Origin of the sequence: Pseudomonas sp. PA15(2017) (assembly GCF_001945395.1) — a bacterium.
GTDB lineage: Bacteria > Pseudomonadota > Gammaproteobacteria > Pseudomonadales > Pseudomonadaceae > Aquipseudomonas.
This window is the reverse complement of sequence record NZ_MSXV01000041.1, coordinates 12,087-38,425: the sequence shown is the minus strand read 5'-3', so window position 1 is coordinate 38,425 and position 26,339 is coordinate 12,087. Positions and strand designations below refer to the sequence as shown.

Sequence of the window (26,339 nt, the reverse complement as noted above, 5' to 3'; positions counted from 1 at the left end):
TCACTTGCTTGACCGCTTCGATTTTGAATTCTTCGGGGTAACGCTGGTTGCTCATGGCACCTCCTAGTGGGCCTCATTATGAGGCTTGGAGGTGTCTACGAAACTAGGGGCGATTCACGCAGCAGTTGGTGGTGGGTGTCGGTGGCAGCAGGTGCACACTGGCTATGGCCATTTGCGTTAATGTTTTTATTGTTTGGGTTGTGCCAGATGCATCGGTAATCCCTTTCTGAGTCGAACCGTCCTCCAAGATCACCTTATAAGGTAGGCACGAATAGGGTTGGCCGTTGGAGGCAGAGAGCTGCAGCTGGCAGCTAAATACTCCGGGTGGGGGAGATAGCGGGGTAGGGGGCGTGAATGGGGTGGGAACGTGCTGATTGCCAACCAGTACATCTCCAGATCCCGTAATAATTGTGCCGCCATGACTGGTCGAGCTACCGAGGAACGCGATGGGTAATCCGTTGACCAGAATGGTGCTCATGCCTTCGGCTACAGTGTCGCCACAAGCACTTCTATCGCCCACGCGCAGCGCCGGCAGGCCATTGATCAGAACGTTGGGGGAGCCGGTGACTGTTGGGTTAACGGCGTGTCCTGGGAGTGGACAGGAGTCCTGATCGCTTTTACGAGCTGCGGGCTTGGACATGTATTTGCTTCCTGCAATGGGATCCGACAGACCTAGCCCGCTCCAGCGGGCCGCTTACATAGCGTTTAAACGTAGCGAATTCTGCCCCAAGTTAACGTGCATATTCCATGACGGGCGTCGGCTTTCAACGAAGTCGCGGGGCAACGGGCAATCTGGCGTGTGGTCATTCGGCTTTAAGTTGCTGGCCATTTATCTGTTCAGTGTTATGGGGGCCTCGCTTGCCTGGATTGGCAGGGCGCGGTAAGCCACTGCCGTGGCTGAGCTGAGCAGTGGGCTCAGGTTTTCATTACCTGGCGGATATCCGCAGCCAGCTGGCGTACTCGTGCTTCCTCGGTATCCCAGGAGCACATGAAGCGCGCGCCGCCGGCACCGATGAAGGTGTAGAAGCGCCAGCCGCGGGTGGTGAGGGCGGCGATGGCCGGTTCGGACATCTGCAGGAATACGCCGTTGGCTTCGACCGGGAACATCAGGCTGACGCCGGGCACGTCTTGCACCAGCTTGGCGAGCAGCTTGGCGCAGTGATTGGCGTGGTTGGCGTAGTGCAGCCAGGCATCGTCCTGCAGGATGCCCACCCAGGGCGCCGACAGGTAGCGCATTTTCGAGGCCAACTGACCGGCTTGCTTGCAGCGATAGTCGAAGTCTTCGGCCAGCTCCCGGTTGAAGAACAAAATTGCTTCGCCGACCGCCATGCCGTTCTTGGTGCCGCCGAAGCACAGCACGTCGACGCCGGCCTTCCAGGTCAGTTCGGCCGGTGTGCAGCCGAGAAACGCGCAGGCATTGGAGAAGCGCGCGCCGTCCATGTGCAGGTTGAGGCTCAGTTCGTCACAAGTCTGGCTGATCGCCTGGATTTCCTCGGGGCGGTAGACGGTGCCGACTTCGGTGGCCTGGGTCAGGGTGACCACCCGCGGCTTGGGGAAATGGATGTCCTTGCGCTTGAGGGCGATCTCGCGGATCGAGGCCGGCGTCAGCTTGCCCTGTTCGCTGCGGGCGGTGAGCAGTTTGGAGCCGTTTGAAAAGAACTCCGGCGCGCCGCATTCGTCGGTCTCGACGTGGGCGGTCTCCGAGCAGATCACACTGTGGTAGCTCTGGCACAGGGAGGCGAGGGCCAGGGAGTTGGCGGCAGTGCCATTGAAGGCGAAGAATACGTCACAGTCGGTTTCGAACAGGCTGCGAAAGTGATCGGCGGCGCGGGCCGTCCAGTCGTCGTCACCGTAGGCGCGCTGGTGACCCTGATTGGCCTCGGCCATGGCCTGCCAGGCTTCGGGGCAGATGCCAGAGTAGTTGTCGCTGGCGAATTGCTGGGCGTTGTCGGGCATTGAGAAATCCTTGTTTGCGTCGCCCCGTGCGGGCGTATGACGGTACTGTATCCCGCCGTGCCGGTGCATAGAACTCGCTGGGGCGACATATTGTTCCGTCGGCCAGCCACGCCCCAGGCGCGCCATTAATTGTGAACTCACGGGCGCCGATGGGCTCACAAAGCTGAGAGTTCACTCAAGGACTCGCCGATCCCCAGCTACAGGAGCCCACCATGAGCTACCGTCATCTGATCGCACTGTTCGCACCGCTTGCCTTCGCCCTGCCAGCCGTGGCCGCCGAGCCCTGGTCACCCGAGGCCAAGTCGACCTTCGTTCAGGAATGCGTGAAGGGCGCTCAGTCCGGCCACTCGCAGGAAAAGCTGACCGCCTTCTGTGATTGCGCAGCGACCAAGGTCAGCCAGGAGTTCAGCGAGGCGGAAATGGCCGAGATGAGCAAGCAGGTTCCGCCGGATGCGGCGCTGCAGAAGCGTCTGGTCACGGCCTCGAGCAGCTGCAACGAAAAGCTGCAGTGAGCATCGAAGGGTGGCGCATCTCTTGCGCCGCCCTTTTTGTTTGCGCGGTAGCGCTGGCAACCTCTACCGTGATGCTTCATCCGTCAGCGTGATGCGAGTGCATGTCCTCTCTCTATCCTCCGCGGAATCTTACCGGCGGCCGTGATGCGGCCCTCGATCTGATCAAATGGCTGGCGCTGCTGACCATGCTGATCGATCACCTGCGCCATGCCTGGCCCGAGCTGTATTTCCTCTATGTGCCAGGTCGCCTGGCCTTTCCATTGTTTTGCCTGGCCATCGCCGCCAACGTCGCGCGACCGACCGTAGGCAACGCCGGCGGTGGTGTGACCGCTCGTTATCTGGGCTGGTTACTGCTGTTCTCGCTGGTTTCCGAATGGCCCTATCGATTATTGGTGCCGACTGCCGAGTCGCTCAACGTGATGCCGACCCTGGTGCTCGGGCTGCTGATCGCCAATGCCGTGCAGCGAACCGACATCCAGGCGCGCTGGCTGGGCGCCGGGGCATTGGCGACCGCCGTACTGGCTCACCAATGGCTGATGTTCGGCGTCTTCGGTGCGTTGTTGCCAGCGGCTTTTCTGCTGGCCCTGCGCGGGTCCCGTGGCCTGTGGCTGTTGCCGATGCTCGGCTGCCTGGCGGCCAATTACTGGGCGCCGTTCTATGCCGATGCGGCCCGTGGCGATCCCTTCGCCTGGAGCGTGCTTGCCATGTGCCTGTTCACGCCGCTGCTGGGCCTATTGCTGCTGCGCCGCCAGCCGCCATTCCCGGTGCCGCCGGTCAGGCGCTGGGCCTACCTGTTCTACCCCGCGCATTTTCTCGTCCTGGTGGCGCTGCGCAGTCTCTGAGCTGGCGTAACAGGCCGTTGAAAAACGTAGGCGAGGCAGTCAGTGCAAGGCCTGGGCGGCCCCACAAAAACAGCCGAGAAAGCGCAGTTTACGTGCTGTAAATGAGCATTTTGAGGCTGTTCTTAACGCAGCTATGGCAACGTAGGTAGTTTTTCAACGGCCTGTTCAGGCATGTACAAATGCGACGCTTAGGCATGTCGCAAACGCAATCTCCCGTGGCGTACATAGGCATCTGGTTGTCGAGGGCGAGTCATACCATCGCTGCAACAAGACTCATATCGAGCAACCGAGCCAGATGCGGCGCCGCGAGGCGCCCCGGGGAGAAACGTGATGTTCAGCAAGCAAGACCAGATTCAAGGCTACGATGACGCCCTGCTCAGTGCCATGCAGGCCGAGGAGCGTCGTCAGGAACATCACATCGAGCTGATCGCCTCGGAAAACTACACCAGCAAGCGGGTGATGGAAGCCCAAGGCAGCGGCCTGACCAACAAGTACGCCGAAGGCTACCCGGGCAAGCGCTACTACGGCGGTTGCGAGCATGTGGACAAGGTCGAGGCGCTGGCCATCGATCGCGCCAAGCGGCTGTTCGGCGCCGACTATGCCAACGTGCAGCCGCACTCCGGCTCTTCCGCCAACTCGGCCGTCTACCTGGCGCTGCTGCAGCCTGGCGACACCATCCTGGGCATGAGCCTGGCCCACGGTGGCCACCTGACCCACGGCGCCAAGGTGTCGTCCTCGGGCAAGCTGTACAACGCCGTGCAATACGGCATCGACACCGATACCGGCCTGATCGACTACGACGAAGTCGAGCGCCTGGCCGTAGAGCACAAGCCGAAGATGATCGTCGCCGGCTTCTCGGCCTACTCCAAGACCCTGGACTTCCCGCGCTTTCGCGCCATCGCCGACAAGGTCGGTGCCTTGCTTTTCGTGGATATGGCGCATGTCGCGGGGTTGGTCGCCGCCGGCCTTTACCCGAATCCGGTGCCGCTGGCCGACGTGGTTACCACCACCACCCACAAGACCCTGCGTGGCCCGCGCGGCGGGCTGATCCTCGCCAAGGCCAACGAAGAGATCGAGAAGAAACTCAACGCTGCGGTATTCCCGGGCGCTCAGGGCGGCCCGCTGATGCACGTGATCGCCGCCAAGGCCGTGTGCTTCAAGGAAGCGCTGGAGCCCGGCTTCAAGGACTACCAGGCCCAGGTGATCAAGAATGCCCAGGCCATGGCTGCGGTGTTCATCGAGCGTGGTTTCGACGTGGTCTCCGGTGGCACCGACAACCACCTGTTCCTGCTCTCGCTGATCAAGCAGGGCATCACCGGCAAGGACGCCGACGCCGCCCTGGGCCGCGCCGGCATCACGGTCAACAAGAACGCCGTGCCCAACGACCCGCAGTCGCCGTTCGTGACCTCGGGTCTGCGCATCGGTACGCCGGCTGTCACCACCCGCGGCTTCAAGGAAGCCCAGTGCCGTGAGCTGGCGGGCTGGATCGCCGACATCCTCGAGCACCTCGGCGACGCCGATGTCGAGGCCCAGGTGGCTGGCCTGGCGGCCGGTCTGTGCGCCGATTACCCGGTCTATCGCTAACGCATCGTCGTCACGTCGGAGCTGCCGCTTTGATGCCCTAGGACGCCGGGACCCATCGCTGATCGATGGGTTTCATCCGTCCTGCGGTTCGGGTGTGCTCCTACAGCAAGCAGAGTTCAGGAGTCCCTTATGCAGCGCTATTCCGGCTTCGGCCTGTTCAAGCACTCGTTCAGCCACCATGAGAACTGGCAGCGCATGTGGCGCAACCCGACGCCCAAGCCGATGTACGACGTGGTCATCGTCGGCGGTGGCGGTCACGGTCTGGCCACCGCCTATTACCTGGCCAAGGAATTCGGCGTGAAGAACGTCGCCGTGGTCGAGAAGGGCTGGCTGGGCGGTGGCAACACGGCGCGCAATACCACCATCGTGCGTTCCAACTACCTGTGGGACGAGTCCGCGCATCTTTACGAGCACGCGATGAAGCTGTGGGAGGGCCTGTCCCAGGACCTCAACTACAACGTCATGTTCTCCCAGCGCGGCGTGTTCAACCTCGGCCACACCCTGCAGGACATGCGCGACATCGAACGCCGGGTCAGTGCCAACCGCCTCAACGGTATCGATGGCGAAGTGGTCGATGCCAGGCAGGTGGCGGAGATGATTCCGTATCTGGATTGCTCGAAGAACACCCGCTACCCGGTGCTCGGCGCTTCGCTCCAGCGCCGTGGCGGCGTGGCCCGTCACGACGCCGTGGCCTGGGGCTTCGCCCGCGCCGCCGACGCCCTGGGCGTCGATCTGATCCAGCAGACCGAAGTGATCGGCTTCCGCAAGCAGGACGGCGCGGTGATCGGTGTGGAGACCAGCAAGGGCTTCATCGGCGCCAAGCGCGTCGGCGTGGTCGCCGCCGGTAACTCCGGGCACCTGGCCAAACTCGCCGGTTTCCGCCTGCCGCTGGAGTCGCACCCGCTACAGGCGCTGGTTTCCGAGCCGATCAAGCCGATCATCGACACGGTGATCATGTCCAACGCCGTGCACGGCTACATCAGCCAGTCCGACAAGGGTGACCTGGTCATCGGCGCCGGCATCGACGGCTACAACGGCTACGGCCAGCGTGGCTCCTACCCGACCATCGAACACACCCTGCAGGCCATCGTCGAGATGTTCCCGGTGCTCTCACGCGTGCGCATGAACCGTCAGTGGGGCGGCATCGTCGACACCACGCCGGACGCCTGCCCGATCATCGCCAAGACGCCAGTGAAGAACCTGTACTTCAACTGCGGCTGGGGCACGGGTGGCTTCAAGGCCACACCGGGCTCGGGCAACGTGTTCGCGGCCAGCCTGGCCAAGGGCGAGATGCATCCGCTGGCCAAGGCCTTCTCCATCGAGCGCTTCCACAACGGTGCGCTGATCGACGAGCACGGCGCAGCCGGCGTGGCCCACTGATTTTGGCGCCCTCTCTCGCTGAGAGAGGGACGATGGTTTTCTGGAGGTACCGAACATGTTGCACATCTTCTGCCCTCACTGTGGCGAACTGCGTTCCGAAGAAGAATTCCACGCTGCTGGCCAGGCGCACATCGCCCGTCCACTGGACCCGAACGCCTGCACCGACGCGGAGTGGGGCGAGTACCTGTTCTTCCGCGACAACCCGCGCGGCATCCACCACGAGCTGTGGATTCACGCGGCGGGCTGCCGCCAGTACTTCAACGTCACCCGTCACACGGTGAGCTACGAGATTCTCGAGACCTACAAGATCGGCGAGCGCCCCAGCGTGACTGAGGCTGGCATCGCCGCGAAAAAGGCCGCTGACCAAGGAGTAACGGCATGAGCCAGGTCAATCGTCTTTCCCAGGGCGGCCGCATCGATCGCAGCCAGCCGCTGACCTTCAGCTTCAACGGCCAGACCTATCAGGGGTATGCCGGCGACACTCTGGCCGCTGCGCTGCTGGCCAACGGCGTCGACGTGGTTGGCCGCAGCTTCAAGTACTCGCGCCCGCGCGGCATCGTCGCTGCCGGCGCCGAAGAACCCAATGCCGTGCTGCAGATCGGCGGCACCGAGGCGGCGCAGATCCCCAACGTGCGCGCCACCCAACAGGCGCTGTACGCCAACCTGAGCGCCACCAGCACCAACGGCTGGCCGAGCGTCAACACCGACCTGATGGGCATTCTCGGCAAGGTCGGCGGTGGCATGATGCCGCCCGGTTTCTACTACAAGACCTTCATGTACCCGCAGAACCTGTGGTTGACCTACGAGAAATACATCCGCAAGGCCGCCGGTCTCGGTCGTTCGCCGAAGGAAAACGACCCGGACATCTATGACTACCTGAACCAGCATTGCGACGTGCTGGTGGTCGGTTCCGGCCCCGCCGGCCTGGCGGCGGCCCTGGCTGCCGGGCGCAGTGGCGCCCGGGTGATCCTGGCCGACGAGCAGGAAGAGCTTGGCGGCAGCCTGCTCTCCACCCGCGAGATGCTCGACGACAAACCCGCCGCCGAGTGGGCCGCCAAGGCCATCGCCGAGCTGCAGGCCATGCCGGACGTGACCCTGCTGCCGCTCGCCACGGTCAACGGCTACCACGACCACAACTTCCTGACCATCCACCAGCGCCTGACCGATCACCTCGGTGAAGTCGCACCGCCCCTGATTAACGGAGCGTGCCAGCCGCGCCAGCGCCTGCACCGTGTGCGTGCCGGTCGCGTGGTGCTGGCCACCGGCGCCCACGAGCGCCCGCTGGTGTATGGCAACAACGACGTGCCCGGCAACATGCTGGCCGACGCCGTGTCGACCTACGTGCGCCGCTACGGCGTGGCGCCCGGCCAGAAACTGGTGCTGTCGACCAACAATGATTACGCCTACCGCGTGGTGCTCGACTGGCTCGACGCCGGTCGCCAGGTGGTGGCCGTGGCCGACGCCCGCAGCAACCCGCGCGGCAGCTGGGTCGAGGAAGCGCGCCGGCGTGGCGTGCGGGTACTCACCGGCAGCGCCGTGGTCGAAGCGCGTGGCAGCAAGCGCGTCACCGGTGCGCGCATCTGCGCCATCGACGCCGCCAAGCACAAGGTCACCAGCCCCGGCGAGACCCTCGACTGCGACCTGATCGCCAGCTCCGGCGGCTACAGCCCGGTGGTGCACCTGGCGTCGCACCTGGGCGGCCGTCCGGTCTGGCGTGAAGACATCCTGGCCTTCGTACCGGGGGAGGGCTTCCAGAAGCGCCATTGCGCGGGTGCCGTGAATGGCGTGTTCGGCATGGGCGACAGCCTGGCCGACGGTTTCGAAGCCGGTGCCAAGGCCGCCGCGGAAGTGGGCTTCCAGCCGGTTACCGGCACCCTGCCAAAGGCCGAGAAGCGTATCGAGGAAGCGACCATCGCGCTGTTCCAGGTACCGCACGACAAGAACACCGCGCGGGCGCCGAAGCAGTTCGTCGACCAGCAGAACGACGTCACCGCCGCCGGCATCGAGCTGGCCACCCGCGAGGGCTTCGAGTCGGTCGAGCACGTCAAACGCTACACCGCGCTGGGTTTCGGCACCGACCAGGGCAAGCTGGGCAACATCAACGGCCTGGCCATCGCCGCCCGTTCCCTAGGCATCGGCATCGCCGAGATGGGCACCACCATGTTCCGCCCGAACTACACGCCGGTGACCTTCGGCGCCATCGCCGGCCGTCATTGCGGCGAGCTGTTCGAGCCCAAGCGCTATACCGCTCTGCAGAAATGGCACCTGCAGCAGGGCGCCGAGTTCGAGGACGTCGGCCAGTGGAAACGCCCTTGGTACTTCCCGAAGAACGGCGAAGACATGCATGCCGCCGTGGCCCGCGAGTGCCTGGCCGTGCGCAATGCGGTGGGTATTCTCGATGCCTCGACCCTGGGCAAGATCGACATTCAGGGCCCGGATGCCCGCGAGTTCCTCAATCGCGTGTACACCAACGCCTGGACCAAGCTGGACGTGGGCAAGGCCCGCTACGGCCTGATGTGCAAGGAAGACGGCATGGTCTTCGACGACGGCGTCACCGCCTGTCTGGCCGACAACCATTTCGTCATGACCACCACCACCGGCGGCGCTGCCCGCGTGATGGAGTGGCTGGAAATCTATCACCAGACCGAATGGCCGGAGCTGAAGGTGTACTTCACCTCGGTCACCGACCACTGGGCGACCCTGACCCTGTCCGGCCCCAACAGCCGCAAGCTCTTGGCAGAAGTCACCGATATCGATCTGGATAAGGACGCCTTCCCGTTCATGACCTGGAAGGAAGGTAAGGTCGCTGGCGTACCGGCACGCGTGTTCCGCATCTCCTTCACCGGTGAGCTGAGCTACGAAGTCAACGTGCAGGCCGATTACGCTCTGGGCGTTCTCGAGCAGATCGCCGAGGCCGGCAAGAAGCACGGCCTGACGCCTTACGGCACCGAGACCATGCACGTGCTGCGCGCCGAGAAGGGCTTCATCATCGTCGGCCAGGACACCGACGGTTCGGTCACCCCGGACGACCTGGGCATGGGCTGGTGCGTCGGTCGCACCAAGCCGTTTTCCTGGATCGGCTGGCGCGGCATAAACCGTGAGGATTGCCTGAAGGAAAACCGCAAGCAACTGATCGGCCTCAAGCCGGTGGATCCGAACAAGGTGCTGCCGGAAGGCGCCCAGCTGGTGTTCGATCCCAAGCAGTCGATTCCGATGACCATGGTCGGTCACGTCACGTCCAGCTACATGAGCGCCGCAATGGGCCATTCCTTCGCCATGGCCCTGGTCAGGGGCGGCCTCAAGCGCATCGGCGAGCGCGTGTTCGCGCCGCTGGTCGATGGCAGCGTGATCGAAGCCGAAATCGTCAGCCCCGTGTTCTATGACCCGAAAGGGGACCGCCAGAATGTCTAACGTCAATGTTTACGAGCAACGCCCCGCCGACATCGCCGGGCAATCGCCGCTGCACCACGCCGGCCTGCACGAGCTGGCCGGCAAGGGCCGCACCGGCGCCGGGGTGACGCTGCGCGAGAAAAAACTGCTGGGCCACTTGGTGCTGCGTGGCGATGCCGACGACGCCAACTTCGCCGGCGGCGTGCACAAGGCCCTGCGCCTGGAGCTACCAGGCGCCCTGATGCTGGTAGCCAGCGGCGACACCTCGCTGCAATGGCTGGGCCCGGATGAATGGCTGCTGATCGTACCTGGCGGCAGCGAGCTCGAGGTCGAGCGCAAGCTGCGCGAGGCCCTCGACGGCCAGCACATCTCGGTGGTCAACGTCAGCGGTGGGCAAACCCTGCTGGAGCTGTCCGGGCCGAAGGTGCGCGAGCTGCTGATGAAGTCCAGCAGCTACGACGTGCACCCGAACAACTTCCCGGTGGGCAAGGCAGTCGGCACGGTGTTCGCCAAATCCCAGCTGGTGATTCGCCACACCGGCGAAGACACCTGGGAGCTGCTGATTCGTCGCAGCTTCTCCGACTATTTCTGGCTGTGGCTGCAGGATGCCAGCGCCGAGTACGGGTTGGCCGTGGAGGCCTGAGGTTTCGAGCAGGATTAAGTCGGTGTGGGAGCGGGCCACGCCCGCGATTCGCGCGCATGGCGCGCTCCCACAGACGCGCGTTGATTTTTGCTTTTACCTTGGTATCACCACTCCCAAAGGCCGCGCACAAGCGCAGCCGATAACGCTCCCCGTCGTGCACCGCCGGCCGGCGCATGGGCGCGATCACCATGAGGAATCGCTTGCATGAGCCGTACCCCCGACACCTGGATTCTCACCGCCCACTGCCCCAGCCTGCTCGGCACAGTGGACGTGGTGACCCGCTACCTGTTCGAGCAGGGCTGCTACGTCACCGAGCACCACAGCTTCGATGATCGCCTGGCCAGTCGCTTCTTCATCCGCGTCGAATTCCGCACCCAGGCCGATTTCGACGAGGCGACCTTCCTCGCCCGCCTCAACGAGCGCACTGCGCCGTTCGACATGCGCACCGAGCTGACGCCGCCGGGCTACCGCGCCAAGGTGGTGATCATGGTCTCCAAGGCCGATCACTGCCTCAACGACCTGCTCTACCGCCAACGTACCGGCCAGTTGCCGATGGACATCACCGCCATCGTCTCCAACCACCCGGACCTCAAGCCGCTCGCTGACTGGCACGGCATCCCGTACCACCACTTTCCGCTCGACCCCAACGACAAGCCCGCCCAGGAGCGCCGGGTGATGCAGGTGGTCGAGGACACCGGCGCCGAACTGGTGGTGCTTGCCCGCTACATGCAGGTGCTGTCCGCCGACCTGTGCCGCAAGCTGGACGGCCGGGCGATCAACATCCACCACTCGCTGCTGCCCGGTTTCAAAGGCGCCAAGCCGTATCACCAGGCGTACCAGAAGGGCGTGAAACTGGTCGGTGCCACGGCGCACTTCATCAACAATGACCTGGACGAAGGGCCGATCATCACCCAGGGGGTGGAAAGCGTCGATCATGCGCACTACCCCGAGGACCTGGTGGCAAAAGGCCGCGATATCGAATGCCTGACCCTGGCCCGCGCGGTCGGTTACTTCCTCGAGCGCCGGGTATTTCTCAATGCCAATCGCACCGTGGTGCTCTGACTACCAGCGGTGCCGCACAGAGAACGGCGGCTGTCGGTTTTGCATCCGCGGCCGCGCCTTACGCTAGCTAGTCTGGCTAGACCATTCGCGCTGCCCTCACCGTCAGCACGACAGCTCGGTAGCCGTCCTGCCCTTACCGGCGGGTGCCGAGACAGACGCTTCAATACGCCATCGCAAGACCTCGCGCCTTGCATCCACAAGAAGAAAGGAGATTCATATGCCTGATAATCGCGGTGTCGTCTATCTCGGCACAGGCAAGGTCGAAGTCCAGAAGATCGACTATCCGAAGATGCAGGATCCGCGCGGTCGCAAGATCGAGCACGGGGTCATCCTCAAGGTCGTTTCCACCAACATCTGCGGCTCCGACCAGCACATGGTGCGTGGCCGTACCACCGCTCAGGTCGGCCTGGTGCTGGGCCACGAGATCACCGGTGAGGTGATCGAGAAGGGCAGCGATGTCGAAAGCCTGAAGATCGGTGATCTGGTTTCGGTACCGTTCAACGTCGCCTGCGGCCGCTGCCGTTCCTGCAAGGAACAACACACCGGCGTGTGCCTGACCGTCAACCCGGCGCGTGCCGGCGGCGCTTACGGTTATGTGGACATGGGCGACTGGACCGGTGGCCAGGCCGAGTACGTGCTGGTGCCGTATGCCGACTTCAACCTGCTCAAACTGCCGAACCGCGACAAGGCGATGGAGAAGATCCGCGACCTGACCTGCCTCTCCGACATCCTGCCGACCGGCTACCACGGCGCTGTGACCGCAGGCGTTGGCCCGGGCAGCACGGTGTACATCGCCGGTGCCGGCCCGGTCGGCCTGGCTGCGGCGGCTTCGGCGCGCCTACTGGGTGCGGCGGTGGTGATCGTCGGTGACGTCAACCCGGTGCGCCTGGCTCACGCCAAGGCCCAGGGTTTCGAGATCGCCGACCTGTCCAAGGACACCCCGCTGCATGAGCAGATCGCCGACCTGCTCGGCGAGCCGGAAGTGGATTGCGCGGTCGATGCGGTGGGTTTCGAAGCCCGCGGTCATGGCCATGCCGGTGCCCAGCACGAGGCGCCGGCCACGGTGCTCAACTCGTTGATGGGCGTGGTTCGGGTCGCCGGCAAGATCGGTATCCCCGGCCTTTACGTCACCGAAGACCCGGGCGCGGTGGACGCCGCCGCGAAGATCGGCAGCCTGAGCATCCGCTTCGGCTTGGGCTGGGCCAAGTCGCACAGCTTCCACACCGGCCAGACCCCGGTGATGAAGTACAACCGCGCCCTGATGCAAGCCATCATGTGGGATCGCATCAACATCGCCGAAGTGGTTGGCGTGCAGGTGATCAGCCTGGACGACGCGCCGCGCGGTTACGGCGAGTTCGATGCCGGCGTGCCGAAGAAATTCGTCATCGACCCGCACAAGACCTTCAGCGCAGCCTGATGCAAGCAAGCGGAGCCCCAGGGGCTCCGCTTTTGCTCCGCCCTTCCTTTTTCCTCCTGTGGTCGCCGCCGCTGCTACCCTGTCAGGCTCGACCTGCAGGAGCACCTCATGAGCCTTGACCGACGGATTTCCCTGATCACCCTAGGCGTTGCCGATGTACAGGCCAGCGCCGCCTTCTACGAGCGCCTGGGCTGGGCGCGCTCGTCCGCGTCCCAGGAGCAGATCGTCTTCATCAAGCTCAAAGGCCTTGCCCTGGGGCTGTTCTCACGCGATGAGCTGGCCAAGGACGCCAACCTGCCCGAAGCCGGTGCTGCAGGCTTTTCCGGCATCACCCTGGCGCACAATCTGCAAAGTCCCGAGGCCGTCGACGCCGCCATGGCGCTCGCTGTCGCCTCGGGAGCGCGGCAGGTCAAGGCGCCGGAGAAAGTGTTCTGGGGTGGCTATTCAGGGTACTTCGCCGATCCGGACGGCCACCTCTGGGAGTTGGCGCACAACCCTTTCGCGCCGCTCGACGAGGCCGGCCATATGACCCTGCCGGACTGACGCAGTCGTCTCCTGTTTACGATCTTTATGTGTCTGAAGCGGCAGGGACAACGCAAAAGCGGCCGTAACCGATCCATTGTGGGAGCGCGCCATGGCCCGCTCCCACAGATACTGCGCGGGTGACCGCTCCCGCCACGTTGTTGCCAACATGACCGAGCCTGGGCTGAGAGATCATAGACAGGCTCAGCCCTTGGCTTCCTGCTTCAGCCGGGTGATCAGCGCATCCTTCTCCTCCCACAAGCCGCTGACCCAGTCCTGCACGTACAGGCGGAATTCCGGGTCGTTCTGATAGTCGCCCTGCCACAACGCAGGGGCCAGCGGCCGCGTGCGGATATCCATGATGACCTTTGGTACCTGGCCGCTGATCAGCTTCCAGAACCCCGGCGGGGTGTCCTCGGCATAGACGATGGTGACGTCGAGAATCGCGTCCAGCTGCTCGCCCAGGGCAGCGAGCACGAAGGCCACGCCGCCGGCCTTGGGCTTGAGCAGGTGCTGGTAGGGCGAGCCCTGCTGAGCCTGCTTGGCGGGGGTGAAGCGCGTGCCTTCCAGGTAATTGACCACGGTGACCGGCAGATCCCGGAATTTCTCGCAGGCGCGGCGGGTGATCTCCAGGTCCTGGCCCTTGAGGTGCGGGTACTTCTCCAGCTTGGCCTTGCTGTAGCGCTTCATGAACGGGTAATCCAGCGCCCAGAAGGCCAGGCCGAGAAACGGCACCCAGATCAATTGTTGCTTGAGAAAGAACTTGAAGTAGGGCGTCCTGCGGTTGAAGGCCTGCACCAGGGCGGGAATGTCGACCCACGACTGGTGGTTGCTGATGACCAGGTAGGAGGTGTCCTGGCGCAGCTCGGCGTTGCCGCGGATGTCCCACCGGGTGGGGGTGAGCGCGGCGAAGATGCGCTTGCAGTTCTCGGCCCAGGCCTCGGCGATATGCATCACCTGGCGCGAGCAAGCGGCCTTCGGCGCCTTGCCGGGCAGCACGAACTTGCCCAGGGCAATGAGCATCATCGGCCCGATCAGGATCAGGGTGTTGAGCAGCAGCAGAAGGGTGACGGTGATGCCGGTGAGCAGACGGCGCATGACAGTTCCTTGAGGGCACGAGGTGTTCATCATAGGCAGACCGCATGCTGGCGCCAAACCGTTGCTCAGGGCAAGGCGTTACCGGATGTCCTGCTGCTAAGCGATGGTTTTGGTAAGGCAGAAGCGGCCGTTCGCCGATCCACTGTGGGAGCGCGCCATGCGCGCGAAAAATCGCGGGCATGGCCCGCTCCCACAAATACCCCGCCGATGTCCGCTCCCGCCACTAAGCCGCCCTCGTGCACCGCTCAGAACAACCTGGCCAATAGGGCGGTAACGGCCGTTTCCACCCGCAAGATCCGCTCACCCAGTTGCACCGGCTGCAAGCCCGCCTCGGCCAGCTTGTCCACTTCGTAGGGAATCCAGCCGCCTTCCGGGCCGATGGCCAGGGTTACCGCTTGCTCGACGGCGCGCGGGCAGGCCGGGTAGTCGCCGGGGTGCCCGGTCAGGCCCAGCGTGCCGGCGGCCAGCTGCGGCAGGCGATCCTCGACGAAGGGCTTGAAGCGCTTCTCGATGATCACCTCGGGCAGTACGGTGTCGCGGGCCTGCTCCAGGCCCAGGATCAACTGTTCGCGAATCGCTTCCGGCTGCAGAAAGGGTGTCTGCCAGAAGCTCTTTTCCACCCGGTAACTGTTGAGCAGCACCAGCCGCGGCACGCCCATGGCGCTGACGCTCTGCAGCACGCGCTTGAGCATCTTCGGGCGCGGCAGGGCGAGCAGCAGGGTGATCGGCAGTTTGGCCGGTGGCGGCTGGTCGAAGGCGACCTGAAGTTCCGCGCTCGCCCCGTCGAGCTGCAACAGCTGGCCACGACCCGTCTGCCCGCCAAGGCGGCCGACACGCAAGGTATCGCCGTTCTCGGCACGGTGCACTTCATTGAGATGGGTGAGGCGGCGGCCGCTCAGGCGCACCCGGTCGGCGGCGATGAAGTCACCGTCCTCGAGCAGCAGCAGGTTCATGGCTGGACGCTGGGCGGCTGGTCGGTCGGTGCGTTTTCGTCTTCTTCATCGGGCTGGCCGCGGCGCGTGCGGATCAGGCTGCCGGCCAGGATGCCCAGCTCGAACAGCAGCCACATCGGTACGGCGAGCAGGGTCTGCGAGAAGATGTCCGGCGGGGTGAGGATCATGCCGACCACGAAGCAGCCGATGATCACGTAGGGGCGGATCTTGCGCAGGTATTCGACGTCGACGATGCCGATCCAGATCAGCAGCACCACCGCCACCGGGATCTCGAAGGCGACGCCGAAGGCGAAGAACAGCGTCATCACGAAGTCGAGGTAGCTGGCGATGTCGGTCATCATCGACACGCCTTCGGGCGTCACGCTGGCGAAGAAGTGGAAGATGATCGGGAACACCAGGAAATAGGCGAAGGCCATGCCGGCGTAGAACAGGATGATGCTGGAGATCAGCAGCGGAATGGCGACGCGCTTCTCGTGCTTGTACAGCCCCGGGGCGATGAAGCCCCACACCTGGTGCAGGATCACCGGCATGGCCAGGAATACCGCGACGATCATGGTCAGCTTGAAGGGCGTGAGGAACGGCGAGGCCACGTCGGTGGCGATCATCGTCGCGCCTTCGGGCAGGTACTGGCGCAGCGGGGCCGACACCAGCGTGTAGATCTTCTGCGCGAAGTAGAACAGGCAGGCGAAAATCAGGAAGATCGCCGCCACGCAGCGCAGCAGGCGGGTGCGCAGTTCGGCAAGGTGGGAAACCAGCGGCATTTCCTGATCGTGGTCGGGCAGTCGACTCATGGTTGCGGCGTCTTGTCCTGGCTGGCGACGGGCGCCGGGGCGGGCGGTGTTGCAGGCGCTGGCGCGGGCTCCACCGGCGCTTGCGCAGCGGGCTCGGCAGCGGTGCTCGGTTGCATGGCAGGCGGCGGCACGCTGGCCTGGGGCGCTGGCGGCAGGATGTCGTTCTTGACCGCCTGCATCTCGCGCTCCAGTTCGAGGATGCGTTCGTTATGCAGTTGTCGGCGGATCTCGTCAGCACCGATCTCGCGCTCGACTTCCGACTTGATCGCATTGAAGCTGCGCTTGATGCGCCCGATCCATAACCCGGCGGTGCGCGCTGCACCTGGCAGGCGCTCGGGGCCGAGCACCAACAGGGCAATCAGCCCGACCAGCAGCAGCTCGCTGAAACTGATACCGAACATGCTTTGCCTCAGTCTTTGCGCAGCGGTTCTTCGACCTTGCTGGCCTGGCCTTCAACGGTGTGCGGCTGGTTCAGCGGTGCTTGTTGCTGGTAAGGCTGTTGCGGTTGCTGCGGCTGATGCGCGTGCGGCTCGGCCGGCTTGCCGTCTTCCTCGTTCATCGCCTTGCGGAAACCCTTGATGGTTTCACCGAGGTCGGAACCCAGGTTCTTGAGTTTCTTGGTACCGAACACCAGCACCACGACGATCAGAATGACGACCCAGTGTTTCCAGTCGAAAATGCCCATGTCTCGTTATCCTCGTCAGCGTCTTTATTGAGTGTCGCTGCGCGCGGCTTTTTCCGCGTGCCCCGACAGGCCGAAACGGCGATCCAGTTCGTCCAGCACCGCCTGCGGGTGCTGATCCAGCGCGGCCAGCATGACCAGGCTGTGGAACCACAGGTCGGCGGTTTCGTAGATCAGGTCGCTGCAGTCGCCGCTGCTGGCAGCATCCTTGGCGGCAAGAATGGTTTCCACCGACTCTTCGCCGACCTTCTCCAGAATCTTGTTCAGACCCTTGTGGTACAGGCTGGCCACGTACGAGCTGTCCGGCGCCGCGCCCTTGCGCGACTCCAGCACCTCGGCCAGGCGCTTGAGGGTATCAGTCATGACGGTGCTCCGGCGAATAGATGGTGTGTGGATCTTTCAGCACCGCCTCGACGGTTTTCCATGCACCGTTCTCGAACACCCGATAAAAGCAGCTCTCGCGGCCGGTGTGGCAGGCGATGCCGCCCAACTGCTCGACCATCAGTACGATCACGTCGGCGTCGCAGTCCAGGCGCAGTTCGTGGAGTTTCTGCACATGGCCGGACTCCTCGCCCTTGCGCCACAGCTTGCCGCGCGAACGTGACCAATAAATGGCGCGCTGTTCGCTGGCGGTCAGCGCCAGGGCTTCGCGGTTCATCCAGGCCATCATCAGGATGCGCCCGGTCTGGTAGTCCTGGGCGATGGCCGGGATCAGACCGTTCTCGTCCCACTTGATTGCATCTAGCCAGTCGTTCATTGCGTTTCCATCTTCAATCGAAGCCAAGTGTGCCAGCCGAGGCGCGGGCTGGCTATCGGCGCAAGACCAGGTACAGACCACTGGCGCTCATCAGCCAGGCCGGCCAGGCCGTGGCGGGTTCGCTCAGGCTACCCAGGCCGAGGGCGGTAACCGCGCCGCCGCCGATCAGCGCTGCGCCGATCAGCCGCACCGCCCAGCCGTCGCGCTCGCGCCACGGCGGCGGTGGGTCGTTGGCGTGGGGCTGGGCCATGCGCTCGAGCAGGCTGCGGGTCATGTTGGCCAGGTGCGGCAACTGCTCGACCTGGCTCTGCAGGTTGTGCATGACGTTGCGTGGGCTGACGCGCTCGCGCATCCAGCGCTCCAGAAACGGCTGGGCGGTGGTCCACAGGTCCAGGTCGGGGTACAGCTGGCGGCCCAGGCCCTCGATGTTCAGCAGGGTCTTCTGCAGCAGCACCAGTTGCGGTTGGATTTCCATGTTGAAGCGCCGTGCGGTCTGGAACAGGCGCATCAGCAGCAGGCCAAAGGAAATGTCCTTGAGCGGGCGCTCGAAGATCGGCTCGCAGACGGTGCGGATTGCCGCCTCGAAGTCGTTGACCTGAGTTTCCTGCGGCACCCAGCCCGAATCGATGTGCAGCTGCGCCACCTTGCGGTAGTCACGCTTGAAGAAGGCCACCAGGTTGCGCGCCAGGTAGTCCTGATCCTCGGGGGTGAGGCTGCCGATGATGCCGCAGTCGATGGCGATGTATTGCGGGTTCCACGGCGTGCGGGTGCTGACGAAAATGTTGCCTGGGTGCATGTCGGCGTGGAAGAAGCTGTGGGTGAACACCTGGGTGAAGAAGATCTCCACGCCACGCTCGGCCAGCAGTTTCATGTCGGTGCGCTGGTCGGCCAGGGTTGCCATGTCGTTGACCGGAATGCCGTAGATGCGCTCCATCACCAGCACCTTGGGACGGCACCAGTCCCAGTACACCTGGGGCACGTAGAGCAGGCCGGAATCCTCGAAATTGCGCCGCAGCTGGCTGGCGTTGGCCGCCTCGCGCAGCAGGTCGAGCTCGTCGTAGATGGTCTTCTCGTAGTCGCTGACCACATCCACCGGGTGCAGGCGGCGGGCTTCGGCCGAGGCGCGCTCGGCCATCTTGGCGAGCAGGAACAGCCAGGCCATGTCGGCCTTGATCACCGGCTTGAGGCCGGGGCGCACCACCTTGACCACCACTTCCTCGCCGCTTTTCAACTGCGCGGCGTGCACCTGGGCCACCGAGGCCGAGGCCAGTGGCGCGGTGTCGAAACGGGCGAACGCCACGCTTACCGGCACGCCGAGCTGCTCTTCGATCAGCGCCAGGGACTTGGCCGGGTCGAACGGCGGTACGCGGTCCTGCAGGTGCGCCAGCTCGTCGGCGATATCCGGCGGCAGCAGATCGCGGCGGGTGGACAGCAACTGGCCGAACTTGATGAAGATCGGCCCCAGCTCCTCCAGCGCCAAGCGCAGGCTCTCACCACGGCTGCGCGACGACTTGCCACGCGGCACCCAGCGCCATGGCAGCAGGAAGCGTGGCGCGCGCAGCCAGAAGGGCAGCGGCAGGGCGAACAGCAGGTCATCGAGGCGGTAGCGGATGACCACGTAGAGGATGCGCAACAGACGACGAACGGCAAGCAGCTTCATGCGATGGGCTTATGGCGTTGGGCGAGGCGCTCGATGCGCGCGTCGAGACGGTCGAGGGAAAGTTTCAGGTCATCGAGTTCGGCGCAGCGGGCATCGGCTTCACGGCGGCCGACCAAGGTGCGCGATTCCTCGCTGAGGTAGTCGGCCAGACTCAGTTGCAGGCTGTGCAGGTTCTCCCGCGTCCAGCCCGCGCGGCTGCGCAGGTGCCCGGCCAGCAGCGCGGTGGGCACCGGGCCGAGCCAGCGCGACAGCTCGTATTCCCAGTCCAGGTCCAGGTCCTGCAACACGCCGGCCAGCTCCATCAGCGCGCCGCTGTCACCATCGAGTTCGACCTCGGGCTCGTGCAGCACGGCCTGCTTGTCCCGGGCCAGGGCCAGGCGCAGCAGGGCGCTGGCGGGCGCACGCAGGGTGCAGTCCACCGCGCCGGCCCATTGCCCGGCCAGGCGCAGCCCTTGGCCGTCGGCGAGGATGAATATCTGCAGTGCCGGCGACTGGGACTGCACCGCGATCACCCGGCCATTGAGCCTGGCCAGGCGCGGCAGGGCGGTGCTGTCCAGCTCGAGCACGCGGTTGAGGCCGCGCTCGACGGCCGCCAGCAAGGCCTGGGTGAGCATCAGGGCTTGATACCGCGGTGCAGGGCGACGATGCCGCCGGTCATGTTGTGGTAGGTCACGCGGTCGAAGCCGGCGTCCAGCATCATCGCCTTGAGGGTGTCCTGATCCGGGTGCATGCGGATCGACTCGGCCAGGTAGCGGTAGCTGTCGGCGTCGTTGGTGACCAGCTTGCCCACCAGCGGCATGAAGTTGAACGAATAGGTGTCGTAGACCTTGGACAGCAGGCTGCTCTTGGGCTTGGAGAATTCCAGCACCAGCAGGCGGCCGCCTGGCTTGAGCACGCGCAGCATGGAGGCGATGGCCGCGTCCTTGTGGGTGACGTTGCGCAGGCCGAAGGCGATGGTCACGCAGTCGAAATGGTTGTCCGGGAAGGGCAGCTTTTCGGCATCGGCCTGTACGAAGGAAATGTTGCCGGACACGCCGCGGTCGAGCAGACGGTCACGACCAACCTTGAGCATCGAGGCGTTGATGTCGGCCAGCACGACCTCGCCGGTCTCGCCGACGATGCGCGAGAACTGGCGGGCCAGGTCACCGGTGCCGCCCGCGATATCGAGCACCCGATTGCCGCTGCGCACGCCGGACAGCTCGATGGTGAAACGCTTCCACAGGCGGTGCATGCCGCCGGAGAGCAGGTCGTTCATCAGGTCGTACTTGGCCGCCACCGAATGGAACACCTCGGCGACCTTTTCCGCCTTGCGGCTTTCCGGAACGTCCTGGAAACCGAAGTGGGTGGTGGGTTCGCTGCTGTCGTTCTTGCGCGGATCGTTCATGTGGCCCTTTTCCTGAAGTCCGGGAGGCTTTGGCGTCTGCTCAGTGTGCGGGCTTGGAGCCCCACATGGCGTGACCGTGATCATGGGACAGCGCCGGACGCGTCTCATCGCAGCATGCCAGTGAGTCAGACAAGCGAAAAGGCGAGTTTACCGAGGTAAATAAGCGTTTCCATCGATTACTGCACGGCAGGCGGGTGCACGGCCTGTTCAACAGCGTCTACAGCGCCGAATGGCGGCATTCTAAACCCAAAAGCCAGGCGCCGGCTGCATGCGCGGTAGTGGCTCGCACGGCGCTTCTTGTATATTGCCCCGCCCGCGTTTTCAGTCAGGAGAGCCCTATGGCCAGAATCACCGTCGACCGCCCCCACAATCTGGGCATCGAGGCCGCCCGTGGCAAGGCTGAAAAGCTCGCCGAACGTCTGGCCCGCGAGTACGACGTGCGTTACCAGTGGAAGGGCGACACCCTGGAATTCAAACGCAGCGGCGCCGACGGCTGGCTTGCCGTCAGCGAAGACCGCGTCCTGCTGCAGCTCAACCTCGGCCTGCTGCTGTCGGTGATGAGCGGCAAGATCAAGAGCGAGATCGAGGACGTGTTGGATAAGGAACTCGACGCTTGACCCTGGTGGTGGGCGGAAATTACGTCACTTGACGCCTTTGATTGGCCTCGTCTTGGCCGCGAATCAGCCCGTCGCCCTGAGTCTGTTATGGTCGAGAATCGTCCGCGGGCTCCTGCAGGTTACGGCGGTCCCGCGATAGTCGTTCTGCTCGCCGCGTGGGCTTATTGCCGCTCCAGCACCCGACAATAGAAGCGCCACTCTGCATCCAGCGCATGGGCCAGGTTGCTGGCCTGGCGGAAACCGTGGCGTTCGCCGGGATAGAAATGCGCCTCGGCTTCGATGCCATTGGCGGTCAGGGCGGTGAGCATGGCGCGGGTCTGCTCGGGAACCACCACGGTATCGAGTTCGCCCTGGAAGAAGATCACCGGTACCTGGATACGCTCGGCGTGCAGCAGCGGGGTGCGCTGGCGATAGCGTTCGGCGTCGCGCTGCAGGTCGCCGATCAGCCAGTCGAGGTAGTCACCTTCGAACTTGTGGGTGACGCGGGCCAGGGCCAGTGGGTCGCTGACCCCGTACAGGCTGGCCCCGGCGCGGAACACGCCGCCACGCATCAGCGCGCAGAGGGTGGTGTAGCCGCCGGCGCTGCCGCCGCGGATAAAGGCCCTGGCCGGGTCGACCAGCTCGCGCTCGGCCAGGTGCGCGACCACCGCGCAAGCATCCTCTACATCCACCACGCCCCAGTTCTCCTGCAGCGCCTGGCGATAACCCCTGCCGTAACCGGTGCTGCCGCGATAATTGAGGTCGGCCACGGCGAAGCCGCGCTGGGTCCAGTACTGGATGCGCGGGTCGAACACCGGGTGGCAGGCCGAGGTCGGCCCGCCATGGATGAAGACCAGCAGGGGCGGCCGGCCTTCGCCCTGCTGTGCCGGGTAGAAGAAACCATGGGCTAGGCCGTCGCCGCTGGCATAGTGCAGCGGCTGTGGCTGGCTGATCCGCTCGGGCGGCAGCGGCGAGCGCCCACCGGCGAGTACCCTGACCTGGCCGTCATCACGACGGATCGCCAGCACGGCGGACGGGGCCAGCGGGTTGGCGGCGATGACGTAAAGGTGCTCCTGGTCCACGGCTAGGCTGCGGAAGCGGCTGTAGGCACTGGCGTAGTGCTGTACGCCGCCATCCTCCTGGCGGATACCCAGGCGGCTGTAGCCGTCTTCGAACCAGCTGGCCAGGTAGCTGCCCGGGCCGAGGGGTTTCCAGCTGCAGGCGCCGAGCTGCCAGGGGGCGCCTGCGTGATCGGCGGCCGAGGCAGGCAGCGCCTGCCAGGCATTTTCCACCTCGCCCCAGGGTTGCCAGAAACCGTTGCGGTCGGACAGGCAGTACAGGCGGCCACTGGCGTCGAAGGCGGGTTGCTGCAGGGCTTGCGCCTCGCCGCTGTCGCCCGCCACGCAGCGTACTTCGCCCCAACTGCCATCAGCCTGCAGGCGGGCGTGATAGAGATGCGTGGCGGTCCAGGGCTGGGCCGGGCGCTGCCACTGGATCCAGGCCAGCTGCCGGCCATCTTCGCTGAGCACCGGTGCGGCGTAGAAGTCGGCGCCCTCGGCGAGCACGCTGCGGCGGCCGTCGCTCAGGCCGATGGCCACCAGGCGATGCTCGACCCGGCCGGCGGCGTGGCTTTCTTCGACCGCCAGCACCTGCTCACCGGCCTGCAACAGATCGCCGTAGCGGCGCTGGCCCTCGGTCACCGCCTGGGGTGCGCCACCCGCCAGGGACTGTAGATAAAGCTGCTGGTCGGCGTCATTGACGAACACCAGGCTATTGCGGCCCAGGCAGAACGACCCGCCACCGTATTCGTAGACCCGGCTGCGCACGCTGAAACCGTCTGGCGTCAGGCGTTGTGGATCCGCCCCGCGCCACAACCACAGGCGGCAGCCGCCATCCACGGGATCGAATGCGTTCCATACCAGGCCGGCGGGGCCGATCCGCAATTCGGCGAAGTCGCCAGCGGCGGCCACCGCCTCGGCGGCGCTGAGGGGCTCAACCCTTGGCGATGAGGCGTGAGTTTCGTTCATTGCGAAAGGCCAGGTCGGTGATGGATTGGCTGGCGTGTTCAGCTTCCGCGCGGGCCGCGAGGATCACCCCGTGACGGTCGGACTTGCTGCACACCGGGTCGGTGTTGCTGGCATCGCCGGTGAGCATGAAGGCCTGGCAGCGGCAGCCACCGAAGTCCTTCTCCTTTTCATCGCACGAGCGGCACGGCTCGGGCATCCAGGCGAAGCCACGAAAGCGGTTGAAACCGAACGAGTCGTACCAGATGTGCTGCAGGCTGTGCTCGCGCACGTTGGGAAAGGCGATGGGCAGTTGGCGCGCGCCATGGCACGGCAGAGCGGTGCCGTCCGGAGTGACGGTCAGGAAGATACTGCCCCAGCCGTTCATGCAGGCCTTGGGGCGCTCTTCGTAGTAGTCCGGGGTGACGAAAATCAGCTTGCACGGGTTGCCTGCGGCCTTGAGCCGCTCACGGTAGTCGTTGGTGACGCGTTCGGCGCGCTGCAGCTGCTCGCGGGTGGGCAGCAGACCGGCGCGGTTGAGCTGTGCCCAGCCGTAGAATTGGCAGGTGGCCAACTCCACGAAGTCGGCTTCGAGGGCGAGGCACAGCTCGATGATGCGGTCGGTGCGGTCGATGTTGTGGCGGTGGGTGACGAAGTTCAGCACCATCGGGTAGCCGTGGGCCTTGACCGCGCGGGCCATCTCCAGCTTCTGGGTGAAGGCCTTCTTCGAAGCGGCCAGCAGGTTGTTGACCTGCTCGTCGCTGGCCTGGAAGCTGATCTGGATATGATCCAGGCCGGCCTGTTTGAAGGCGGCGATCTTCTGCTCGGTCAGGCCGATGCCGGAGGTGATCAGGTTGGTGTAATAGCCCAGCCGGCGCGCTTCACCGATCAGCTCGGCGAGGTCCTGGCGCACCAAGGGCTCGCCACCGGAAAAGCCGATCTGCGCGGCGCCCATTTGCCGCGCCTCGGCCATTACCTTGAACCACTGCGCGGTGCTCAGTTCCTCGCCCTGCTTGGCGAAGTCCAGCGGGTTGGAACAGTACGGGCACTGCAGCGGGCAGCGGTAGGTGAGTTCGGCCAGCAGCCACAGGGGCAGGCCGACCTGCACCTCAGGCGAGGGTGATCCAGTGCTCGGCACGGGCCACCTCCATGAATTGCTCGATGTCGTCGCCGACTTCGGCCGCGTCGGGGAACTGCTGTTGCAGCTGCTCGATGATGGCCGCCACGCTGCGCTGGCCGTCGATCAACCCGCCGATCAGGCCGGCGCTGTCGTTGAGCTTGATCATGCCTTCCGGGTACAGCAGCACATGGCCCTGCTGGGCCGGCTCGTACTGGAAGCGGTAGCCCGGGCGCCAGCTGGGCACGCGGTTGCGGTCGAAACTCATGGGGCGATCCCCTTGTGCCAGACCCGCTCCGGGGTCACGGTGTGATAGGGCGGGCGGTTCAGCTCGTAGGCCATGCTCATGGCATCGAGCATGCTCCACAGGATATCCAGCTTGAACTGCAGGATTTCCAGCATGCGCTGCTGGCTGGCGTGGGTAGTGTAATGGCCCAGGGTGATCTCCAGGCCATGCGCGACGTCGCGCCGGGCCTGGCCGAGGCGGGTGCGGAAGTACTGGTAGCCGGCCGGGTCGATCCACGGATAGTGCTGCGGCCAGCTGTCCAGACGCGACTGATGGATCTGCGGAGCGAACAGTTCGGTCAGCGAGCTGCTGGCGGCTTCCTGCCAGCTGGCGCGGCGAGCGAAGTTGACGTAGGCGTCCACGGCGAAGCGCACGCCTGGCAGCACCAGCTCCTGGGAACGCAGTTGATCCGGGTCGAGGCCCACCGCCTGGCCGAGACGCAGCCAGGCTTCGATGCCGCCGTCCTCGCCGGGAGCGCCGTCGTGATCGAGCAGGCGCTGGATCCACTCGCGGCGCACTTCGCGGTCCGGGCAGTTGGCGAGGATCGCGGCGTCCTTCAGCGGAATGTTGACCTGGTAGTAGAAGCGGTTGGCCACCCAGCCCTGGATCTGTTCGCGGCTCGCGCGGCCTTCGTACATCGCCACGTGGTAGGGGTGGTGGATATGGTAATAGGCGCCCTTGGCGCGCAGGGCCTGCTCGAATTCGCTGGGGGACATCGCTGGCGCGTCGCTCATGGGGCTCCTTACAGCTCAATGCTCATGCCGTCATGGGCGACTTCCACGCCGCGGCGCTGGACCTCGGCCCGTTCCGGCGAATCCTCGTCGAGGATCGGATTGGTGTTGTTGATGTGGATAAGTACCTTGCGCTGGCGCGGCAAGCCGTCGAGCACCTCGAGCATGCCGCCCGGGCCGCTCTGCGCCAGGTGGCCCATCTCTCTGCCCGTGCGGGTGCCGACGCCGCGGCGCTGCATTTCGTCGTCGCTCCACAGTGTACCGTCGACCAGCAGGCAGTCGGCGCCTTGCATCATGCGCAGCAGCTCGTCATCGACCTGGCCCAGGCCTGGGGCGTAGAACAGCGTGCCGCCAGTGTGGGTGTCCTTGACCAGCAGGCCCAGATTGTCGCCCGGGTGCGGGTCGAAGCGGTGCGGCGAATAGGGTGGCGCGGCGCTGCGCAGGGCAAAGGGGGTGAAGCTGAGGTTGGGGCAGGCGTCGATCACGAAGCTGCCATCGAGTTCTATGCGCTGCCACTGCAGGCCGCCGTTCCAGTGACTGAGCATGTTGAACAGCGGAAAGCCGGTGCTCAGGTCCTGATGGACCATGTCGGTACACCACACCTGGTGCGGACAGCCTTCGCGCAAGCTGAGCAGACCGGTGGTGTGATCGATCTGGCTATCGAGCAGGACGATGGCATCGATACCGGTATCACGCAGCGCCCGGGCCGGCTGCATCGGCGCGAACGCCTGCAGCTGGGCGCGGATATCCGGCGAGGCGTTGCACAGGATCCAGTGCTCGCCGTCATCGGACAGGGCGATCGACGATTGGGTGCGCGCCGTGGCGCGCAGGGTGCCATCGCGATAGCCCTTGCAGTTCGCGCAGTTGCAGTTCCACTGGGGAAAGCCGCCACCAGCCGCGGAACCGAGAATCTGGATGTACATGGTCTCTCCATGTCCTGAAAACGATGACGCCCCGGCGTGCCGGGGCGTCG

Annotated in this window: 28 protein-coding genes; 11 read left to right on the top strand and 17 right to left on the bottom strand. The window is 64.9% G+C overall.

Annotation, left to right across the window (positions count from 1 at the left end; genetic code table 11):
* Nucleotides 1-103: 103 nt before the first annotated feature.
* Together BVH03_RS13365 and BVH03_RS13355 are read right to left on the bottom strand one after the other, a co-directional pair.
* Nucleotides 104-640, bottom strand: a complete 537-nt coding sequence (locus BVH03_RS13365) for a PAAR domain-containing protein (RefSeq protein ID WP_075961631.1) — start codon at nucleotides 638-640, stop codon at nucleotides 104-106.
* A 275-nt stretch (nucleotides 641-915) separates the two neighbouring features.
* Nucleotides 916-1,956: a low specificity L-threonine aldolase gene (locus tag BVH03_RS13355; protein ID WP_075961629.1), complete on the bottom strand. Its 1,041-nt coding sequence runs from the start codon at nucleotides 1,954-1,956 to the stop codon at nucleotides 916-918.
* 212 nt (nucleotides 1,957-2,168) lie between these two features.
* Here BVH03_RS13355 and BVH03_RS13350 point away from each other — a divergent pair, with 212 nt between their 5' ends.
* The 10 genes from BVH03_RS13350 (at nucleotide 2,169) to BVH03_RS13305 (ending at nucleotide 13,329) form a co-directional block, all read left to right on the top strand.
* Nucleotides 2,169-2,468: a hypothetical protein gene (locus BVH03_RS13350; RefSeq protein WP_075929735.1), complete on the top strand. Its 300-nt coding sequence runs from the start codon at nucleotides 2,169-2,171 to the stop codon at nucleotides 2,466-2,468.
* Between the two features lie 101 nt (nucleotides 2,469-2,569).
* Nucleotides 2,570-3,310: a TraX family protein gene (locus BVH03_RS13345; protein WP_075961628.1), complete on the top strand. Its 741-nt coding sequence runs from the start codon at nucleotides 2,570-2,572 to the stop codon at nucleotides 3,308-3,310.
* A 330-nt stretch (nucleotides 3,311-3,640) separates the two neighbouring features.
* Nucleotides 3,641-4,894 carry a serine hydroxymethyltransferase gene (glyA, locus tag BVH03_RS13340; RefSeq protein WP_075961627.1) on the top strand — a complete coding sequence of 418 codons (1,254 nt, stop codon included), beginning with the start codon at nucleotides 3,641-3,643 and terminating at the stop codon, nucleotides 4,892-4,894.
* Between the two features lie 129 nt (nucleotides 4,895-5,023).
* Nucleotides 5,024-6,274: a sarcosine oxidase subunit beta family protein gene (locus BVH03_RS13335; RefSeq protein ID WP_075961626.1), complete on the top strand. Its 1,251-nt coding sequence runs from the start codon at nucleotides 5,024-5,026 to the stop codon at nucleotides 6,272-6,274.
* Between the two features lie 55 nt (nucleotides 6,275-6,329).
* The gene (locus BVH03_RS13330; RefSeq protein WP_075961625.1) at nucleotides 6,330-6,656 is read left to right on the top strand and encodes a sarcosine oxidase subunit delta; all 327 of its coding nucleotides are present in this window, start codon (nucleotides 6,330-6,332) and stop codon (nucleotides 6,654-6,656) included.
* Nucleotides 6,653-9,685 carry a sarcosine oxidase subunit alpha gene (locus tag BVH03_RS13325; protein ID WP_075961624.1) on the top strand — a complete coding sequence of 1,011 codons (3,033 nt, stop codon included), beginning with the start codon at nucleotides 6,653-6,655 and terminating at the stop codon, nucleotides 9,683-9,685. The genes BVH03_RS13330 and BVH03_RS13325 overlap by 4 nt, the downstream gene beginning before the upstream one ends.
* Nucleotides 9,678-10,307, top strand: coding sequence for a sarcosine oxidase subunit gamma (locus BVH03_RS13320; protein WP_075961623.1), 630 nt, complete (start codon nucleotides 9,678-9,680; stop codon nucleotides 10,305-10,307). The genes BVH03_RS13325 and BVH03_RS13320 overlap by 8 nt, the downstream gene beginning before the upstream one ends.
* 204 nt (nucleotides 10,308-10,511) lie before the next feature.
* Nucleotides 10,512-11,369 carry a formyltetrahydrofolate deformylase gene (purU, locus tag BVH03_RS13315; protein WP_075961622.1) on the top strand — a complete coding sequence of 286 codons (858 nt, stop codon included), beginning with the start codon at nucleotides 10,512-10,514 and terminating at the stop codon, nucleotides 11,367-11,369.
* A gap of 217 nt (nucleotides 11,370-11,586) precedes the next feature.
* A complete protein-coding gene (gene fdhA / locus BVH03_RS13310) occupies nucleotides 11,587-12,786 on the top strand; it encodes a formaldehyde dehydrogenase, glutathione-independent (protein WP_075961621.1) in 1,200 nt (399 codons plus the stop codon).
* Nucleotides 12,787-12,894: 108 nt separating this feature from the next.
* A complete protein-coding gene (locus BVH03_RS13305) occupies nucleotides 12,895-13,329 on the top strand; it encodes a VOC family protein (protein WP_075961620.1) in 435 nt (144 codons plus the stop codon).
* A gap of 183 nt (nucleotides 13,330-13,512) precedes the next feature.
* Here the strand turns inward: BVH03_RS13305 and BVH03_RS13300 are convergent, their stop codons facing one another.
* From BVH03_RS13300 to ubiE, 10 genes are all read right to left on the bottom strand, one after another.
* On the bottom strand, nucleotides 13,513-14,406 hold the full coding sequence (locus tag BVH03_RS13300; RefSeq protein ID WP_075961619.1) for an acyltransferase: 894 nt from the start codon (nucleotides 14,404-14,406) through the stop codon (nucleotides 13,513-13,515).
* A 245-nt stretch (nucleotides 14,407-14,651) separates the two neighbouring features.
* Nucleotides 14,652-15,359 carry a 16S rRNA (uracil(1498)-N(3))-methyltransferase gene (locus tag BVH03_RS13295; protein WP_075961618.1) on the bottom strand — a complete coding sequence of 236 codons (708 nt, stop codon included), beginning with the start codon at nucleotides 15,357-15,359 and terminating at the stop codon, nucleotides 14,652-14,654.
* Entirely contained in the window at nucleotides 15,356-16,150 is a 795-nt protein-coding gene (tatC, locus tag BVH03_RS13290; protein WP_075961617.1) for a twin-arginine translocase subunit TatC, read from the bottom strand. Before tatC ends, BVH03_RS13295 begins: the two co-directional genes overlap by 4 nt.
* On the bottom strand, nucleotides 16,147-16,551 hold the full coding sequence (gene tatB / locus BVH03_RS13285; RefSeq protein ID WP_075961616.1) for a Sec-independent protein translocase protein TatB: 405 nt from the start codon (nucleotides 16,549-16,551) through the stop codon (nucleotides 16,147-16,149). Before tatB ends, tatC begins: the two co-directional genes overlap by 4 nt.
* 8 nt (nucleotides 16,552-16,559) lie before the next feature.
* Complete coding sequence (locus BVH03_RS13280) at nucleotides 16,560-16,835, bottom strand: twin-arginine translocase TatA/TatE family subunit (protein WP_075961615.1); 276 nt, start codon at nucleotides 16,833-16,835, stop codon at nucleotides 16,560-16,562.
* Nucleotides 16,836-16,859: 24 nt separating this feature from the next.
* A complete protein-coding gene (locus BVH03_RS13275) occupies nucleotides 16,860-17,195 on the bottom strand; it encodes a phosphoribosyl-ATP diphosphatase (RefSeq protein ID WP_075961614.1) in 336 nt (111 codons plus the stop codon).
* Nucleotides 17,188-17,589 carry a phosphoribosyl-AMP cyclohydrolase gene (gene hisI, locus BVH03_RS13270; RefSeq protein ID WP_075961613.1) on the bottom strand — a complete coding sequence of 134 codons (402 nt, stop codon included), beginning with the start codon at nucleotides 17,587-17,589 and terminating at the stop codon, nucleotides 17,188-17,190. Before hisI ends, BVH03_RS13275 begins: the two co-directional genes overlap by 8 nt.
* A 52-nt stretch (nucleotides 17,590-17,641) precedes the next feature.
* Entirely contained in the window at nucleotides 17,642-19,249 is a 1,608-nt protein-coding gene (gene ubiB, locus BVH03_RS13265; RefSeq protein ID WP_075961612.1) for a ubiquinone biosynthesis regulatory protein kinase UbiB, read from the bottom strand.
* On the bottom strand, nucleotides 19,246-19,863 hold the full coding sequence (locus BVH03_RS13260) for an SCP2 domain-containing protein (RefSeq protein ID WP_075961611.1): 618 nt from the start codon (nucleotides 19,861-19,863) through the stop codon (nucleotides 19,246-19,248). Before BVH03_RS13260 ends, ubiB begins: the two co-directional genes overlap by 4 nt.
* Nucleotides 19,863-20,633 (bottom strand): bifunctional demethylmenaquinone methyltransferase/2-methoxy-6-polyprenyl-1,4-benzoquinol methylase UbiE, encoded by a 771-nt coding sequence (gene ubiE / locus BVH03_RS13255; RefSeq protein WP_027908587.1) that lies wholly within the window; start codon nucleotides 20,631-20,633, stop codon nucleotides 19,863-19,865. The genes BVH03_RS13260 and ubiE overlap by 1 nt, the downstream gene beginning before the upstream one ends.
* 338 nt (nucleotides 20,634-20,971) lie before the next feature.
* On the opposite strand from ubiE, the gene BVH03_RS13250 reads away from it, so the two are divergent.
* Complete coding sequence (locus BVH03_RS13250; RefSeq protein ID WP_075961610.1) at nucleotides 20,972-21,250, top strand: polyhydroxyalkanoic acid system family protein; 279 nt, start codon at nucleotides 20,972-20,974, stop codon at nucleotides 21,248-21,250.
* Between the two features lie 161 nt (nucleotides 21,251-21,411).
* On the opposite strand, the gene BVH03_RS13245 is transcribed toward BVH03_RS13250, so the two are convergent.
* The 5 genes from BVH03_RS13245 to pqqB are packed head-to-tail and all read right to left on the bottom strand — an operon-like array spanning nucleotide 21,412 to nucleotide 26,289.
* The gene (locus tag BVH03_RS13245) at nucleotides 21,412-23,256 is read right to left on the bottom strand and encodes a S9 family peptidase (RefSeq protein WP_075961609.1); all 1,845 of its coding nucleotides are present in this window, start codon (nucleotides 23,254-23,256) and stop codon (nucleotides 21,412-21,414) included.
* Nucleotides 23,222-24,370 (bottom strand): pyrroloquinoline quinone biosynthesis protein PqqE, encoded by a 1,149-nt coding sequence (gene pqqE, locus BVH03_RS13240; RefSeq protein WP_075961608.1) that lies wholly within the window; start codon nucleotides 24,368-24,370, stop codon nucleotides 23,222-23,224. The genes BVH03_RS13245 and pqqE overlap by 35 nt, the downstream gene beginning before the upstream one ends.
* The gene (gene pqqD / locus BVH03_RS13235) at nucleotides 24,342-24,617 is read right to left on the bottom strand and encodes a pyrroloquinoline quinone biosynthesis peptide chaperone PqqD (protein WP_075961607.1); all 276 of its coding nucleotides are present in this window, start codon (nucleotides 24,615-24,617) and stop codon (nucleotides 24,342-24,344) included. Before pqqD ends, pqqE begins: the two co-directional genes overlap by 29 nt.
* Nucleotides 24,614-25,369, bottom strand: a complete 756-nt coding sequence (pqqC, locus tag BVH03_RS13230; protein ID WP_075961606.1) for a pyrroloquinoline-quinone synthase PqqC — start codon at nucleotides 25,367-25,369, stop codon at nucleotides 24,614-24,616. The genes pqqD and pqqC overlap by 4 nt, the downstream gene beginning before the upstream one ends.
* An 8-nt stretch (nucleotides 25,370-25,377) precedes the next feature.
* Nucleotides 25,378-26,289: a pyrroloquinoline quinone biosynthesis protein PqqB gene (gene pqqB / locus BVH03_RS13225; RefSeq protein ID WP_075961605.1), complete on the bottom strand. Its 912-nt coding sequence runs from the start codon at nucleotides 26,287-26,289 to the stop codon at nucleotides 25,378-25,380.
* Nucleotides 26,290-26,339: the final 50 nt, after the last annotated feature.